This is a genomic window from Haloterrigena gelatinilytica (genome assembly GCF_013342145.1).
Lineage (GTDB): Archaea > Halobacteriota > Halobacteria > Halobacteriales > Natrialbaceae > Haloterrigena > Haloterrigena gelatinilytica.
This window is the reverse complement of the sequence record NZ_JABUQZ010000002.1, coordinates 108,134-122,264: the sequence shown is the minus strand read 5'-3', so window position 1 is coordinate 122,264 and position 14,131 is coordinate 108,134. Positions and strand designations below refer to the sequence as shown.

Below are 14,131 nucleotides of genomic sequence, written 5' to 3'. Positions count from 1 at the left end.
CCGTACGGAACTTCTGCGGAAATAGTGATGGAATGACCGATCCCACACCACCATGTCCGCTGTTCTGATTTCGGTCTCGGCTACGGAACTGCGGACATAGTGGTGTGCCCATCTACATCGTTCTCGTCGACAGCGCGCGAACATCCAACGGAACGCTGCTCGGATCGCTCGCGGCTGTCGAAGCCGTCGAGCTGGGCCGCACGGCGGTATCGTCGAACGGCTCCTCGAGCGCAACAGTCTCGCGGTCGAAGACATCGATAGCCACGACTCCGAGCGTGAACCGTCCCCTCCGGTCCGATCCTCGCTCGAGGCCGCAGTCGGCGGTCCCGTCTTCGAGACGTTTACCTATCGGCCGTTCCGAACACCAGCAAATGACGCTGTACTCGCGGGTTCGCCCCCTCGCGTTCAAACTGCCGGCCGAGACCGCCCACGATCTCGGCAAGCGAACGCTCCGGGCGGCCCAGTCCACGTGGCCGACGCGGCGGGCCCTCGCCGCGGCCTACCAGTACGATCATCCCGCGCTCGAGGTCGACCTGTTCGACTCGACGTTTCCGAACCCGGTGGGGATCGCGGCCGGCTTCGACAAGAACGCCGAGGTGACCCACGCCCTCGAGGCGCTCGGCTTCGGGTTCGTCGAAATCGGCACCGTCACGCCCTATCCGCAGGAAGGCAACGACCGACCCCGGCTGTTCCGACTGCGGGAGGACGAGGGGATGATCAACCGGATGGGCTTCAACGGGCAGGGAATGGAGGCCGTCAAGGAGCGACTCGAGGAAGACGGCACGCCCGATTTCCCACTGGGAGTCAACATCGGGAAGATGAACTCCTCGACCGAACGGGAGGCGATCGAGGACTACCGGCGCGTCTTCGATCGGCTCTCGCCCTTCGCCGACTACGTCGTCGTCAACGTCTCCTGTCCGAACACGCCCGACGAGTTCGACGAGGCCTCGCCCGAGCACCTGCGGGCGATCTTCGAAACCCTCGAGGCCGAAAACGACGAGAACGTGCCGATGCTGGTGAAGATCGGTCCCGACGAACCCGAGGACGCGATCCTGGACCTCGTCGACATCGTTCGGGAGTTCGGCCTCGACGGGATCGTCGCGACCAACACCTCGACGACCCGCGAGGGACTCGAGTCGCCCGCCCGCGAGGAGTGGGGCGGACTCAGCGGCGACCCCATCGAAGACAGATCCACCGCCGTGATCCGCACGATCGCCGAACACACGGACGGCGAACTGCCGATCGTCGGCGTCGGCGGCGTCGATTCGGCTGCGAGCGCCTATAAGAAGATTCGCGCGGGCGCGTCGCTCGTGCAACTCTATACGGGGTTCGTCTACCGGGGGCCGTCGACGGCCGAGCGGATCAACCGAGGGCTGGTCGATCTGCTCGAGCGCGACGGCTTCTCGTCGGTCGAAGCGGCGGTCGGCGCCGATCTCGAGTAGCGTCGCGGCGCGGACCGATAACTGTGTTTCTCGAGTCGCGAGGGGCGACCCTCGCGGAGTAGGTGAGCGGGGAGCATCCGCCGCGGCGGACAGCGCGGATCCGCCGTAGCGGCGGGCGGCTCTCGCCGAACGGGGACGGCGCCGACCGTTAGTCGGCGGGTTCGGCGTCGTCGATCGCGTCGTCGAGTCCGTGCAGTTCCGCCGGGCCGACGGCTTCGTCGGCGCGTTCCTCGCGGATCTCACGGGAGGTCGAGTCCTCCCGTTGGGACTCGACGACGGGATCAGTGTCACCGTCGGTCACGGAGAGGTACACCGACCGAAGCTCCGCCGTCTTGTCTGCTTCGTCCGTCTCTCGGTCCTCGTCTGCCTCGGATTCGGATTCGGTCATGGGTGGTGACCCTCATCGAATCCGATCGATCGGACGATGAATATAAACCCTCCGCCACTTTCACGAAATGAGAATCGTCGGTATCAACGACATCCGTTCCCGTCCGGGCGAACGGAGTAATCGGAAGCGACCGGTACCGGCACTGTCCGACGTTATCGTGGCTCTCGTCGCTACGCGTCGTCGGCGTCGTTCGTCTCGTCGACCGCGACGCGAGTCCCGTAGCCGGAGTCGCCGACGACGTCACCGTCCTCGTAGACGACCTCGCCGCGGACGACGGTCATCACCGCTTTGCCGGTAAAGGACTCGCCGATGAAGGGCGTCACGCAGTTCTTGGAATGCAGTTCGTCGGCGTCCTCGAGCGTCCACTTCCGGTCGGGGTCGACGATCGTGAAGTCGGCGTCGGTGCCGACCTGCAGCGACCCCTTCCGGGGGTACAGGCCCCAGACCTGTGCCGGACGGGTGGAGTGCCGTCGCACCCACTCCTCGAGGGAGAGCCGGCCCTGATCGACGAAGGTGAGCATGACCGGAACTTCGGTCTCGAGGCCGACGAAGCCCGAGATGGCGTCCCAGGTGTTGCCGAACGGGTCGTCGACTTTCTTCTCCTCGGGGGTGTGGGGGGCGTGGTCGGTCGCGACGGTGTCGATCGCGCCCTCGTCGATGCCGACTTCCCAGAGCTTCTCGCGCTCGGCGGCGTCCCGAATGGGGGGCTGAATGCGGGCCGGATTCCCCTTCTCGCGCATGACCTCCTCGGTGAACCAGAGGTAGTGGGGCGTCGTCTCGGCGGTGACGTCGACGCCGCGTTCCTTGCCGCGGGCGACGGCCTCGGCGGCCGACCCCGAGGAGACGTGGAACATGTGGACCTTCGCACCGGTCTCCTCGGCGAAGGTAATCATCCGCTCGACGGCCTCCCGCTCGGCGATCACGGGCCGGGAGTGGGAGTGATCGATCGGGTCGTTCCGACCCTCGGCCCGGAACTTCTCCGTGTAGTGGTCGATGATCTCGCCGTTCTCCTCGTGGAATCCCAGCCGTTTGCCGGTCTCGCGGATCTGCTCCATCGCCTCGAGGATCTCGCCGTCGTTCGGCGGCGGGACGTCGCCCACCGTCGATCCGAGGAAGATCTTGAACCCGAGCGGGCCGACCGCGTCGATCTCGGGGATCAAGTCGATGTTCTCGCTCGTGACGACCGCGTAGCTCTGGAAGTCGACGTGGGCCGAGGCCTCGCCGCGCTCGAACTTCAACTCGAGGTGGTCCGGGCGGTCGATGACGGGGTCCGTGTTGGGCATCCCGACGACGGTCGTCACGCCGCCGGCGGCCGCGGCCCGCGTGGCCGACTCCCAGTCTTCCTTGTACTCGAGGCCGGGTTCGCGGTTGTGGATGTGGCCGTCGACGATCCCCGGCACCAGCGCGTTACCCTCGCCGTCGACGACGCGGTCCGCGTCGGGAAGCCGGTCGCTGCGGCCGACGGCGACGATCTCACCGTCCTCGACGGCGACGCCCGAGTCGGGCGAGCGCCCCGCCGGCGTGACGACGGTACAGTTGCGTACGACGAGATCAACGGACATTGCCGGGAGATTGCCGAGGGCCGCGCATATAGCTTCCCCAAACGGATCGCGCCCGGTCTGCGAATCCCGGGTGAGTCACGCACCGTTTCCCAGAGGGCGACACGGTTCCCGACCGTGACCGGCAAATCCGCCCCTGTAAGCACCGGTTTACGGGAGCGAGCGCACGGAACCACGAGGGTACGAATCGGATACTAAACAGCGGGTGGCTGGTGGAACGACCCAATGGATACAGCAGCGATTCGCGACAAAACGGTGCTCGTCACCGGCGGCGCGGGCTTTATCGGGAGCCACCTCGTCGAGGCGCTGGCGCCGCACAACGAGGTCCGGATCCTCGATAACTTCTCGTCGGGCGACCGGAGCTACCTCCCCGACGGCGTGACGATCGTCGAGGGCGACGTCGGCGATCCGATCGCCCTCCAGCGGGCGGCCCGCGGCGTCGACGTCATCTTCCACCACGCCGCGCTCGTCAGCGTCTCCCGCAGCGTCGACGCTCCCCGGCGGAGCAACGAGACGAATCTCGACGCGAGCCTGCTGGTCTTGGAACAGGCTCGCCAGGAGGACGCCCGGGTCGTCGTCGCCTCGAGCGCCGCGGTGTACGGCCACCCCGACGAGCTTCCCGTCTCGGAAACCGCGTCGACCGATCCGGCCTCGCCCTACGGCATCCAGAAGCTCGCCGTCGACCAGTACGCTCGCCGCTACGCGGAGCTGTACGATCTGGAGACGGTCGCGCTGCGGTACTTCAACGCCTACGGACCGCGCCAGCGGGGCCCCTACAGCGGCGTCATTTCGACGTTTCTCGAGCAGGCGCGCGCGGGAGAACCCGTTACGATCGAGGGCGACGGCGAACAGACCCGGGACTTCGTCCACGTCAGCGATATCGTCCGGGCGAACCTCCGGGCGGCGACGACCGATGCGGTCGGCGAGGCCTACAATATCGGCACGGGAAGCCGGACGTCGATCAAGGAACTGGCGGAGACGATCACGGACGCGACCGACTCCGACTCGCCGATCGTCCACCGCGATTCCCGTCCCGGCGACATCAGACACAGCGGCGCGGACGTCTCCAAAGCGAAGCGGACGCTCGGGTTCGAACCGCGCGTGAGCCTCGAGAGCGGAATCCAATCGCTCGTTGACGGGACGCGACTGACGCCGGCGGACGCCGACGTCGAATCGAGCCACGAAGAACGAACCATCAGCTGAAGCCGGTGTACGGGTCAGCAAACGGCCGGAACCGCTCCCGACGGAAGAGTTTGGTACCTACTACCAAAGCTTGTCGCTCTTCTCGGGAGACGCTCGAAAACCGAGTTAGTAGCGAATAGAACGGCGTTTCCGTGAGTGTAGGTGAAAGATAACTAACGGAATACGCCGCCTCACGAACGGGTATGATCGAGAGTCTCGCCGGTGTCGCCACGGTGCCCGGTCAGAGCGGCGCAACGCCCGTACAGAGCCTCGTCGTCTTCGCCGTCAGCCTGCTGATCGGCGCGGTCGGCATCTACGTCGGCGCGAAGGTGATCGTCGACGCCGAGGACTACACGTACGCGCTCGTCACGGCGTTGATCGGGGCGGTCGTCTGGGGCGTCGTCGGGTTCTTCCTCGGCTGGATTCCGCTGCTCGGGCCGCTGCTGGTCTTCGTCGCCTACCTCGCGGTGATCAACTCCCGGTATCCAGGTGGCTGGATCGACGCCGCCGCGATTACGATCGTCGCCTGGCTATCGGTCCTGGTCGTGCTCTACGTCCTCGCGCTCATCGGCGTCACCGGATTCGAGGCCGCCGGCGTGCCGGGCGTCTAGAACAGACGAGAGTCGCCCGCGCCAGCGTCGCGGCTGGGCCGCTCGGTCTCGGTCTTTCCCGCGCGGGACCGCTTGCAGTCCGAAACCGAACCACCACCGGAGCGGTACCGTATCCTGAACTGTCCCGCGACCCTCGGTCCTGTGTCGTGGCGTGCACCACCTCGAGCGCGGTCGAATCACACCGTGGCACTACTTGCAGTACGGTATCGCTCGTGACGCAGCGGCATCCGTAGCCGCGTGCAGTTCCGATCGTCATCGGGACTCGCTCGAGTAGTGTCAGGAGGCGAGACTGGCTCGAGCGAAGCGGACGATCCGTCTCGCTCGCGCCCGGTTCGGTCTGCTCGAGTGAACGAAACACCCATACGGGATCGGTCCGAAGGGGGCCCGAGACCCCGATCAATCGGTGCTCGACTGATTTCGGTTCTCGAGACACTCATCGAATTGATCGATTACCGGCTGAATCGGAACGAATCCCGGCTAGTCGTTTCAAACGTCCGACCGAGTTTATTCGAACCCTCGGTCTACGGCTCTCCGAAGCACCGTTGCGCCTCCCACCATCGTCACGTTCGCCGACAGGTTCGGCAGTCGAAATCCGATCGGCTGCGACGGCCGTCTACGGGGGGAATCGCGCGAACCGACGGGACGCTGGAGCGGCGTGCACCGGGCGCGTAGGGATCGCTAACCGCAGCGGGAATCCCGACGATCCACCGAGCGACCAACACCATCACCGATCGTGAAATACTGTACAGGAACGATAAATGATCGATAAAAAACATTTTGGGGAGCGGTATCGACGGTACAGGGAAACGTGAGCGTGAGCGAATCAAGGCCCATCCGATCCACATGAGCATTCACTTCCGAGCTAGTCTCGCGATGATCGCCGACTCCGGTCCGAGTAGCATCGGCAACGAGCCAATCGTATCGACACTCTCCTCCGAGTCACTGGGTGACGTGAGCCCGTTGACTCGGCCGCTCCAGCTCGAGTGGAGCCCGCACGTCGCGGCGCTTGCGGGCATCGTTGCACTCGCACTTCTGGGGGGCGTCCTCGTCGCCCGCAACCGGTTCGATCAACAGAACGCCTTCGTGGCCGATCCGGAACCGCGCCGCGAGGAGTTTCTCACCGATCGCGAGCACGTCCAGCAGCTCATCCGCGAGAACGGCGGGCGGATGAAACAGTCGAAGATCGTCAACGACGTGGACTGGTCGAAAGCGAAGGTCAGCCGACTGCTCGCCGAACTCGAGGAAGAGGGTCGCATCACGAAACTCCGGCTCGGCCGCGAGAACCTGGTCTGTTTGCCGGGTCACGAACCGACGGCCTCCCAGTCGCCCGAGAAGCCGAAGAACGAATGAGAATCGGGAAGCTATCAACAACCGTTGTTTTCCGGAACCGGTCCGAAACCGGACTTCGGCTCCCGTAGCCGTAGTTTCCTGTTACGTGATGAAATGGTTGTGGCTGTTTATGCGGCGAACGGACGGAGTAATCGGTGCCATTACGGCACAGACATGAACGCACGCAATCAGCTACTCGTGGTACTCACCGCGTTGATGATGGTGTGCTCGAGCGGGGCGATGGTCGTCGGTGCGGCGCCGGCAACCGTCGACGAGCACACCCAAGTCGACGACGATGGGACCGACGTACTCGAGGAGGGAAACGACACATCGACGGTAGAGGACTCCACCGATAGTGTCGCGGAGGAACCGAACGACAGCGATGCGGAAGAACCGACTGGCGAGGAAAACCAGTCGGACGAACTGATCGACGAGGACGTTGATAGCGAGCAGGACGCCTACGTCAACTTCAGCGATCAGGCGACCGAGGGCGAGACGGTCGTCGTCGACAACGTGACGATGGCGAGCGGCGGCTTCGTGGTCATCCACGACAGCAGCCTGCTGGCCGGCGGTGAAAACGTCTTCACGAGCGTCATCGGGACGTCCGCGTATCTCGAGGCGGGAACGCACGAGAACGTCGAAGTGACGCTCGACGAACCGCTCGCGGAAGACGAGACGCTGATCGCGATGCCACATCGCGACACGAACGCGAACGAGACGTACGATTTCGTCGAAACCCAGGGTGCAGCCGATGCTCCGTACCTGACGGCAGAGGATGATCCGGTCACTGATCAGGCCGTCGTCACCGTGGGCGAGCCGGCAGCCGAGGAGCCGAACGAGACCGAAGAACCGGTCGAAGAAGAACCGGTTGAGGTGCCGAACGAGACCGAAGAGCCGGTCGAAGAGGTCCCTGAAGAAGAGCCGGTCGACGAACCGAACGAGACCGAAGAACCGGTCGAAGAGGAACCGGTTGAGGTGCCGAACGAAACCGAGGAACCGGTCGAAGAGGTCCCTGAAGGAGAGCCGGTCGAGGAACCGAACGAGACTGAGGAGCCGGTCGAGGAGCCGGACGAACCGGTCGTTGAAGAGCCGAACGAGACCGAAGAACCGGTCGAAGTACCGGACGAACCGGTCGTCGAAGAGCCGAACGAGACCGAAGAGCCGGTCGAAGAACAGCCCGAGGAAATCGATGACGGCAGGATCAACGTCGTCATCGAAAACCTGACCGTCTTCGTGTTCGTCGGCGACCACGCGGACGCTCCTGCAACCGATGCGGGCGACTCCGATTACGAAGGTAACGGTGTCCCCGTCGAGGACGGCACCGATACTGCTAACGAGACCGACTCGAATATGTCCGACGAGACCGACGCTGCCACCGAGACCACGCTCGAGATGGGTGAGCAGCAGATAGACGTCACGGTCGGGCAGGTCACGGTCGTGCCGGTCAGCCAGCACCACGCCGGAGTGAGCGACTCGGTCCACGAGCAGGCAAACGAGACCGACTCGTCGAACGAAATGCAGTTCGGAATGACCGATGACGGCAACGCCGAGATCGTCATCGAAGAGGCGACCGTCTTCGTATTCATCGGCGACATCGGTGAACTTCCTCAGCAGCCGGTTGAGGAGCCGGAACAGCCGGTCGAGGAACCAAACGAGACCGAAGAACCGATCGAAGAGCCTGAAGAACCGGTCGTCGAGGAGCCGAACGAAACCGAGGAGCCGGTCGAAGAAGAGCCGGAAGAACCGGTCGTTGAGGAGCCGAACGAGACCGAAGAACCGGTCGTCGAGGAACCCAACGAGACTGAGGAGCCAGTCGAGGAGCCGGAAGAACCAGTTGTTGAAGAGCCGAACGAGACTGAGGAGCCGGTCGAGGAACCGGAAGAACCGGTCGTCGAGGAACCCAACGAGACCGAGGAGCCAGTCGAGGCGCCGGAAGAACCAGTCGTTGAAGAGCCGAACGAGACTGAGGAGCCAGTCGAGGAGCCGGACGAACCGGTCGTTGAAGAGCCGAACGAGACCGAAGAGCCGGTCGAAGAGCAACCTGAGGAAGAGCCGGTCGAGGAAGAAGAAGCCGCTGACTCGTTCACGGTAGAGAACCTCCAGGCGCCCGACACCGCCGAAGCCGGTGAGCCGCTCACCGTCACGGCAACGGTCACGAACCCGACGGACGAGGAACGAACCGAAGCGGTCCAGTTCCGTCTGGACGGTGACCTGATCGAAGCACAGGAGACGACGCTGGCGGCCGGCGAGACCACCGACGTCGAGTTCGAGGTCGACACGAGCGACCTCGAGCCCGGGCAGTACGTCCACATGGTCCTCACCGAGTTCTCCGGCGAAGTCAGTGCGATCGAGATCACCGCGGCGACGAGCGGTGACGGCGACCTCGAAGGCGACCTCGAGAACGACACGACCGTCGACGGGGACACCGACGTCACCGTCAACGAGAGCGCGAACGCGACGACGAGCATCACCGCCGCGAACTGAGGCGAACGACGCGACGCAGGCGGGCGGACTTTTTTCGAACGGACGACGGACAAAGTGACGACGCGTCCCCGCGGATAGACGGGACGATCAGCTGAGCAGGCGGTACAGACTGCTCGCGGCGACGATCAGGAACACGAGGACGCTCGAGAGCACCGGATCGATGCTCGAGACGAGTGGGATGCCGAGACCGGCGAGCGCGATGATCGCGAGGCCGACGATACAGAAGGCCAGGTGGAGTTGCAGAACCGAGGCCTGCAGTTCGCCGTGGCCGTCGATGTACTGCAAGACGTCCTCGAAGTTCGGCCCCGGCGTGATCGTCTTCGAGTCGGAGTCGTACTCGATGACGGCGTCCTCCTGCAGCTGCGGGAGATGCGTCTGCTGGAGGGAGACGTAGACGCTCTTGTAGAGGTTGTTCGGAACGGGGGTCGTATCCGTCTCGCTGGCGGCGATCTCCGAGGCGATATCCGAGACGTCGACCTGTCCGGCCTCTTCGGCGAGCAACTGTACGATCGCTCGTCGTCTGTCGTTCCCGAGGATGTGAAAGACTTCACTTTCCTCGAGCGACTCAGTTCGGTTCGTCTGGACAGACATCGATCAGAAAGCGAACGCGTGCTCCACGAACAGTCCACCACCAGCTACCATGCACGCTTGCCTTTCGCAGACCACCGACTTTAACTTTTGCAGGCTAGGACGTCGCTGTTCGCCCTCGAGGACGCGCGGCGACGCGGGCTAGCGAGTAAGGCGAGGGTACACCGGGACCGTGACGACGCACTCGAGGGCACTGCAGTTGCCTCGTGACGCGACCCCGTCTCCCTCGGAGACGGGCGGTTCGCGCCACCGAGCGACCGGCGAGGGATCGATCGGGTCCAGATCGCGAGGGGATCGTCCAGCGATGGGACTAGGGATCTCGAGTTACGCGTCGTCGCGAAAAACGGTCGACCGCAGACGGAACGTCACAGCAGGAGTCCGGCGCGTTACTCACCGGGGAGGTGGCCGCCGGACTGCATTTCGCGGTACGTCGTACAGGCCGGACACCCGTGGACGATATCGCCGTTATCGCCGAAAACACGTGCGAACTGCTGTGTGACGTGGGTGCCGCAGTTTCGACAGCGAGCGCCTGCCGTCGACGATTCCATGGGCTTCCAGTCTTGTTGGGTGGATTTCATGGTTGGGGGGTGGTACGCGGACGAGCAGTGACGAACGGCGGCGGTCGCTGTCGTCGGCCCGATCGATGCGCGTCGAAACGGGCCGACGACGGCGGGTCCGACCGCGAGACCATCGCACTCGTCCGAACGACATCCTACCGAGGGGGGCAGATATGAATAAAGGACGGAGACCGTTCACCTCTCGAGCGGTTCCGAGAACCGCGAAATACGCAGTTTCCGACACCGTAGCGTGCTGTACTGCCGTCGAAGGACCGCCTGGAGAGATTGCGTCCCGGTGATTGGGACAGTGAATTCAGATGGCTTTGCCCGCATTCGGCGTTCAAAGGCCGTATTGAGCGTTTCGAGCCGGCTCGAAATACGGTATTTCGATCGAGAAACGTCGAGTTTCGGCGCCGAATACTGATGTTTCCAACGGATAAGGTACATCGTTATAAAATACCACTATCGCTTACCGATCGTCGTGCTGGAATGTAACGGTGGTATCCGCGACCGGGGCGGACCACGCCCAGTCGATCCGTATCGAGCCCTCTCCCGCGAGAGCGAACGAAGTCGATCTCCACGAACTCGGTGAATACGACGATGTCAATGCAAGCAAGCGATACACGAACGGAATCCACGCCCGACCCGTCCGCCCAGCTCGACGTGCTCGGTGACGAATGCGCACGAATGATTCTCGTCGCCACGAGCGACGGTCCGAAGACGGCAAAGGAGCTGACGAAGCGAACGGACAGTTCGTCGGCGACGGTGTATCGACGGATCAATAATCTCCTCGAGAGCGGACTCCTCTCCGAGTGCGTTCGTTTCGACGACGACGGCTCGCATACGACGGCCTACGAAGCGACGATCGAAACGCTCGAGGTAGAGATCTGTGCGGACGGGATCGACGTTTCGATACCGTCCACCGATGAGTGAGTGCGGCCGACGCAATCGGTCTCACTGGGGGCTGCCCAACCGAGCGAGTCAACGGGGGACGCCGAGAGGCAAGTGAGCGACAGTTGTCGCCCGACGCGACAGGTGCAGATCGTCTCTCTGGAGAGAGAATCGCCGGAACGTGCACTTTAGTTCCGCGGATATGTCTTGAAAGGAGTTCTAACGTCCCTGTATGATACGGATAACAAATATCTACTCAGGGGAATGGTCACTGTGATTGAGCAATGCACGATCTGACCGGCTTCCAGCGGGACCTCCTGTACGTGATCGCAGGCGCAGATCAGCCGTCAGGACAGACCGTCAAGGACGAAGTCGAGAAGTATTACAGCTCCGAGATCAATCACGGACGACTGTATCCGAACCTCGATACGCTCGTCAACAAGGAACTCGTCGAGAAGGGAGAGCTCGACAGACGGACGAACTACTACGCGATCACGGAGACGGGCCAGGAGCGGATCCAGGAACGTCGCGAGTGGGAAGAACAGTACGTCGATTTCTAGCGGAACTCCGGGAGCCGCAGGTGGGGAGCCGACCGGCGTCTGTCGGCGGTAACCGGGAGTCTGTCGGCGGTAGCCGGCGAAAACGTATCACGCACGAGACCGGTGTCGACGATCGATCCGATCGACGGCGCGGTAACCCGACCATAACAAAGCGATTCCCGGAAGAGAGACCGAATCGAGAATGCTCTACGTGTCGTCTTCAGACGGATTGCGCCCTCCCGATCAACTCCCGGTGGCTAACCGATGAGTCACGGAACGAGTCGCCTGACGGGAGTCGGTGTCATCCGCCAGTATCCGTTCGATCTCGCCGTCGTCTCGATCGCCGCGATACTGGCGTACGGAATCGCAACGGCCACGCCGGAGGGGAACGTGGTGCGGTTGCTCGTCACCTTCCCGCTGGTGCTCTTCTTCCCGGGGTACGCGCTGGTCTCGCTTCTGTTCCCGGCGGCCGATCGGAGCGGGCGAGAGGCGACGTCGACGCCGATCGATCGACAGTCCCGCGGCATCGACGTCCTCGAGCGACTGGGGCTCGCGGTCGCGCTCTCGCTGGCGGTCGTTCCGATCGTCGGGATCGCGCTGCCGTTTACCCAGTGGGGCTTTACGACCGTTTCGACGGCGGCGACGCTCTGTGTCGTCACCGTCGTGCTCGCGCAACTCGGCGTCATCAGGCGATTCCGAACGCCGGCGTCGGAGCGGTTTACCGTCTCCCCGCTCGCGTCGCTCGCGCGACTCCGGGGCGACGAGAGCGCCGTCGCGACGGCGTCCTCGATACTGGTCGTGCTCGCGATCGGGGCGGCGGCGGGCGCGCTCCTGTTCGGTTTTCTCGTGCCGCCGTCTACCGGCGGCTACACCGAACTGGCGCTGTACAGCGACAACGGCGGCGAGGAGCTGGTCGCCGGCAACATCACCGACGAGGTCGCGCCCGGCGAATCCGTCCCGGTGACCGTCTCGATCACGAATCAGGAAGGCGAGGCGACCGACTACACCGTCGTCGTCCAGGAGCAGGTGATCGAGGACGACAGCGTCGTCGAACGGACGCGGCTCGAGGACCTCGAGACCACCCTCGACCACGGGACGACGGGGAACGGCGAACTGAGCGTCACGCCGACGGCGTCGGAGGGCGAAACCGTCCGTATTAGCGTCCTCCTGTACGAGGGAGAGCCGCCGGAAGAGCCGACGAACGAGAACGCCGAAGAAGACACCTACTTCTGGGTCACCGTCGAGGAGTGACGCGTCTCCGGCGCCGGAGACGCGACGATCGCGATTCGCCCGGCGGTCTCGATCGCTGACGGAGAGGCCACCACTGTAGCGGAGCGCTCATGGGACGGTCCACTCCTTGCCGCGCTGCTCGGGCCCTGTTTTGACTGGAGCGCGGCTGTTTCGAGAGTCACAGTAGCTGATGTAGAGTGAGCGTCCAGATCGAACCGAAACCTTAGTCGAAGACGGCGACCGGCCGTCGATCAACGCCGCGCACACGGCGATCCCAGTCGTCGTTCGTCCCGCAGGCGCTTGCAACGGAGTCGAAGTCCGCCCCGAGAAACGGACCAATTAGAAGCAATGAGGTATCTGACATCGGTAGTCGGTAATACAGGGTTAGTAGTCAGCGTCGTCCGTCACGAGAGCAAACAACTCTGGTAGCGTAGCCGGTTGCGCCGACGCGAGGCCGACGGTCCCGCGGGCCGCGCGAACGGCGAATTCGGAAACCAGCGAACGAACTAGACGGGGAGGGACACGCGAGTCTCGGCGGGAGCAAATGGTGCGCAGAACCGGTCGGGCGGCGTAGGGAACGGTCGCTAGCTCGTCAAGCCGAGGGGCAACTCGAGGTCGGGTCGCCGCGAGACGTGCTGGACCACTGCGAGGGCGAGAACGAGCAGGCAAAGCGTCAGTGCGACGACCGGGGCGGCGGCCGCCGTCAGGGGACCGATCGAGAGCCACGAGATTACGAGTCCGAGGACCCCCAACGCCGTTACCGTCACGTACGGCCGGTGCCACTCCCGTTGATCCTCGAGTCGGTGATCGAGGTAGGGGTCGAAGACGTCCTCGTGGGGGAGGAGGTCGATGGTGTGATCGTCGGGATCCCAGTCGACGATCCCGTGTTCTTCGAGCATCGGCAGGTGGGTCTGGTAGAGGGAGATGTACACCCGCCGACGCTGCGTGCGCGTTACCTCGTCCGGGTCGACGTCGTTTTCCCAGGCAGCGACCTGTTCGACGAGCGGAGCGAGATCGCAGGCGCCGCCCTGCCGCTTGAGATACTGGACGGTCCGTCGCCGCCGAGCGTTGCTGAAGACGTCGAACAGTTCGGCCTGTGTCAGTTCGTGTTCAGACATAGGCGTCCTCGCGTTCCCAAACCGGTTTCTGAATCCGGTCTCCGGGGCTATTCGGATACCTCACGTCACTGAATGCCAGGGATTGGCACTTTACTATCACTCGGCTACCCGTACGAAAGGGATTTATACCAGTTTCCGGCCGTGACTGACGTCTAATCCGACATTTTTCGAGGAATAACAGTTCGGATCGGCTGAGCGTACTCGGAATCGCCT

13 protein-coding genes are annotated in these 14,131 nt (G+C 63.7%); 8 read left to right on the top strand and 5 right to left on the bottom strand.

The window, feature by feature from the left end:
* Window positions 1–371: 371 nt before the first annotated feature.
* Window positions 372–1,442, top strand: a complete 1,071-nt coding sequence (locus tag HTZ84_RS21775; protein ID WP_174682741.1) for a quinone-dependent dihydroorotate dehydrogenase — start codon at window positions 372–374, stop codon at window positions 1,440–1,442.
* 148 nt (window positions 1,443–1,590) lie between these two features.
* Here HTZ84_RS21775 and HTZ84_RS21770 read toward each other — a convergent pair whose 3' ends face one another.
* Together HTZ84_RS21770 and allB are read right to left on the bottom strand one after the other, a co-directional pair.
* The gene (locus tag HTZ84_RS21770) at window positions 1,591–1,830 is read right to left on the bottom strand and encodes a hypothetical protein (protein WP_174682740.1); all 240 of its coding nucleotides are present in this window, start codon (window positions 1,828–1,830) and stop codon (window positions 1,591–1,593) included.
* Between the two features lie 170 nt (window positions 1,831–2,000).
* Window positions 2,001–3,392: an allantoinase AllB gene (allB, locus tag HTZ84_RS21765; protein ID WP_174682739.1), complete on the bottom strand. Its 1,392-nt coding sequence runs from the start codon at window positions 3,390–3,392 to the stop codon at window positions 2,001–2,003.
* A gap of 222 nt (window positions 3,393–3,614) precedes the next feature.
* On the opposite strand from allB, the gene HTZ84_RS21760 reads away from it, so the two are divergent.
* The 4 genes from HTZ84_RS21760 (at window position 3,615) to HTZ84_RS21745 (ending at window position 8,995) form a co-directional block, all read left to right on the top strand.
* Complete coding sequence (locus tag HTZ84_RS21760; protein ID WP_174682738.1) at window positions 3,615–4,592, top strand: NAD-dependent epimerase/dehydratase family protein; 978 nt, start codon at window positions 3,615–3,617, stop codon at window positions 4,590–4,592.
* 182 nt (window positions 4,593–4,774) lie between these two features.
* The gene (locus HTZ84_RS21755) at window positions 4,775–5,182 is read left to right on the top strand and encodes a hypothetical protein (protein ID WP_174682737.1); all 408 of its coding nucleotides are present in this window, start codon (window positions 4,775–4,777) and stop codon (window positions 5,180–5,182) included.
* A gap of 843 nt (window positions 5,183–6,025) precedes the next feature.
* Window positions 6,026–6,532, top strand: coding sequence for a helix-turn-helix transcriptional regulator (locus HTZ84_RS21750; RefSeq protein WP_174682736.1), 507 nt, complete (start codon window positions 6,026–6,028; stop codon window positions 6,530–6,532).
* Between the two features lie 153 nt (window positions 6,533–6,685).
* The gene (locus HTZ84_RS21745) at window positions 6,686–8,995 is read left to right on the top strand and encodes a DUF7282 domain-containing protein (protein WP_174682735.1); all 2,310 of its coding nucleotides are present in this window, start codon (window positions 6,686–6,688) and stop codon (window positions 8,993–8,995) included.
* Window positions 8,996–9,082: 87 nt separating this feature from the next.
* Here the strand turns inward: HTZ84_RS21745 and HTZ84_RS21740 are convergent, their stop codons facing one another.
* Both HTZ84_RS21740 and HTZ84_RS21735 read right to left on the bottom strand, forming a co-directional pair.
* The gene (locus HTZ84_RS21740; protein ID WP_174682734.1) at window positions 9,083–9,586 is read right to left on the bottom strand and encodes a DUF7344 domain-containing protein; all 504 of its coding nucleotides are present in this window, start codon (window positions 9,584–9,586) and stop codon (window positions 9,083–9,085) included.
* Window positions 9,587–9,969: 383 nt separating this feature from the next.
* The gene (locus HTZ84_RS21735; RefSeq protein WP_008895653.1) at window positions 9,970–10,131 is read right to left on the bottom strand and encodes a DUF7563 family protein; all 162 of its coding nucleotides are present in this window, start codon (window positions 10,129–10,131) and stop codon (window positions 9,970–9,972) included.
* Between the two features lie 609 nt (window positions 10,132–10,740).
* On the opposite strand from HTZ84_RS21735, the gene HTZ84_RS21730 reads away from it, so the two are divergent.
* The 3 genes from HTZ84_RS21730 to HTZ84_RS21720 all read left to right on the top strand — a co-directional run bounded on the left by HTZ84_RS21730 (window position 10,741) and on the right by HTZ84_RS21720 (window position 12,821).
* Window positions 10,741–11,073: a winged helix-turn-helix domain-containing protein gene (locus HTZ84_RS21730; protein ID WP_174682733.1), complete on the top strand. Its 333-nt coding sequence runs from the start codon at window positions 10,741–10,743 to the stop codon at window positions 11,071–11,073.
* A 242-nt stretch (window positions 11,074–11,315) separates the two neighbouring features.
* Window positions 11,316–11,591, top strand: coding sequence for a PadR family transcriptional regulator (locus HTZ84_RS21725; protein ID WP_008895651.1), 276 nt, complete (start codon window positions 11,316–11,318; stop codon window positions 11,589–11,591).
* A gap of 243 nt (window positions 11,592–11,834) precedes the next feature.
* A complete protein-coding gene (locus tag HTZ84_RS21720) occupies window positions 11,835–12,821 on the top strand; it encodes a DUF1616 domain-containing protein (RefSeq protein WP_174682732.1) in 987 nt (328 codons plus the stop codon).
* Between the two features lie 563 nt (window positions 12,822–13,384).
* On the opposite strand, the gene HTZ84_RS21715 is transcribed toward HTZ84_RS21720, so the two are convergent.
* The gene (locus tag HTZ84_RS21715; protein ID WP_012946048.1) at window positions 13,385–13,918 is read right to left on the bottom strand and encodes a DUF7344 domain-containing protein; all 534 of its coding nucleotides are present in this window, start codon (window positions 13,916–13,918) and stop codon (window positions 13,385–13,387) included.
* Window positions 13,919–14,131: the final 213 nt, after the last annotated feature.

Excerpts from the sequence above, each read along its gene's own strand:
- allB (WP_174682739.1), bottom strand. The coding sequence starts at position 3,392 with ATGTCCGTTGATCTCGTCGTACGCAACTGTACCGTCGTCACGCCGGCG.
- HTZ84_RS21770 (WP_174682740.1), bottom strand. The coding sequence starts at position 1,830 with ATGACCGAATCCGAATCCGAGGCAGACGAGGACCGAGAGACGGACGAA.
- HTZ84_RS21755 (WP_174682737.1), top strand. The coding sequence starts at position 4,775 with ATGATCGAGAGTCTCGCCGGTGTCGCCACGGTGCCCGGTCAGAGCGGC.
- HTZ84_RS21735 (WP_008895653.1), bottom strand. The coding sequence starts at position 10,131 with ATGGAATCGTCGACGGCAGGCGCTCGCTGTCGAAACTGCGGCACCCAC.
- HTZ84_RS21725 (WP_008895651.1), top strand. The coding sequence starts at position 11,316 with ATGCACGATCTGACCGGCTTCCAGCGGGACCTCCTGTACGTGATCGCA.
- HTZ84_RS21760 (WP_174682738.1), top strand. The coding sequence starts at position 3,615 with ATGGATACAGCAGCGATTCGCGACAAAACGGTGCTCGTCACCGGCGGC.
- HTZ84_RS21740 (WP_174682734.1), bottom strand. The coding sequence starts at position 9,586 with ATGTCTGTCCAGACGAACCGAACTGAGTCGCTCGAGGAAAGTGAAGTC.
- HTZ84_RS21750 (WP_174682736.1), top strand. The coding sequence starts at position 6,026 with ATGAGCATTCACTTCCGAGCTAGTCTCGCGATGATCGCCGACTCCGGT.
- HTZ84_RS21720 (WP_174682732.1), top strand. The coding sequence starts at position 11,835 with ATGAGTCACGGAACGAGTCGCCTGACGGGAGTCGGTGTCATCCGCCAG.
- HTZ84_RS21730 (WP_174682733.1), top strand. The coding sequence starts at position 10,741 with ATGTCAATGCAAGCAAGCGATACACGAACGGAATCCACGCCCGACCCG.
- HTZ84_RS21745 (WP_174682735.1), top strand. The coding sequence starts at position 6,686 with ATGAACGCACGCAATCAGCTACTCGTGGTACTCACCGCGTTGATGATG.
- HTZ84_RS21715 (WP_012946048.1), bottom strand. The coding sequence starts at position 13,918 with ATGTCTGAACACGAACTGACACAGGCCGAACTGTTCGACGTCTTCAGC.
- HTZ84_RS21775 (WP_174682741.1), top strand. The coding sequence starts at position 372 with ATGACGCTGTACTCGCGGGTTCGCCCCCTCGCGTTCAAACTGCCGGCC.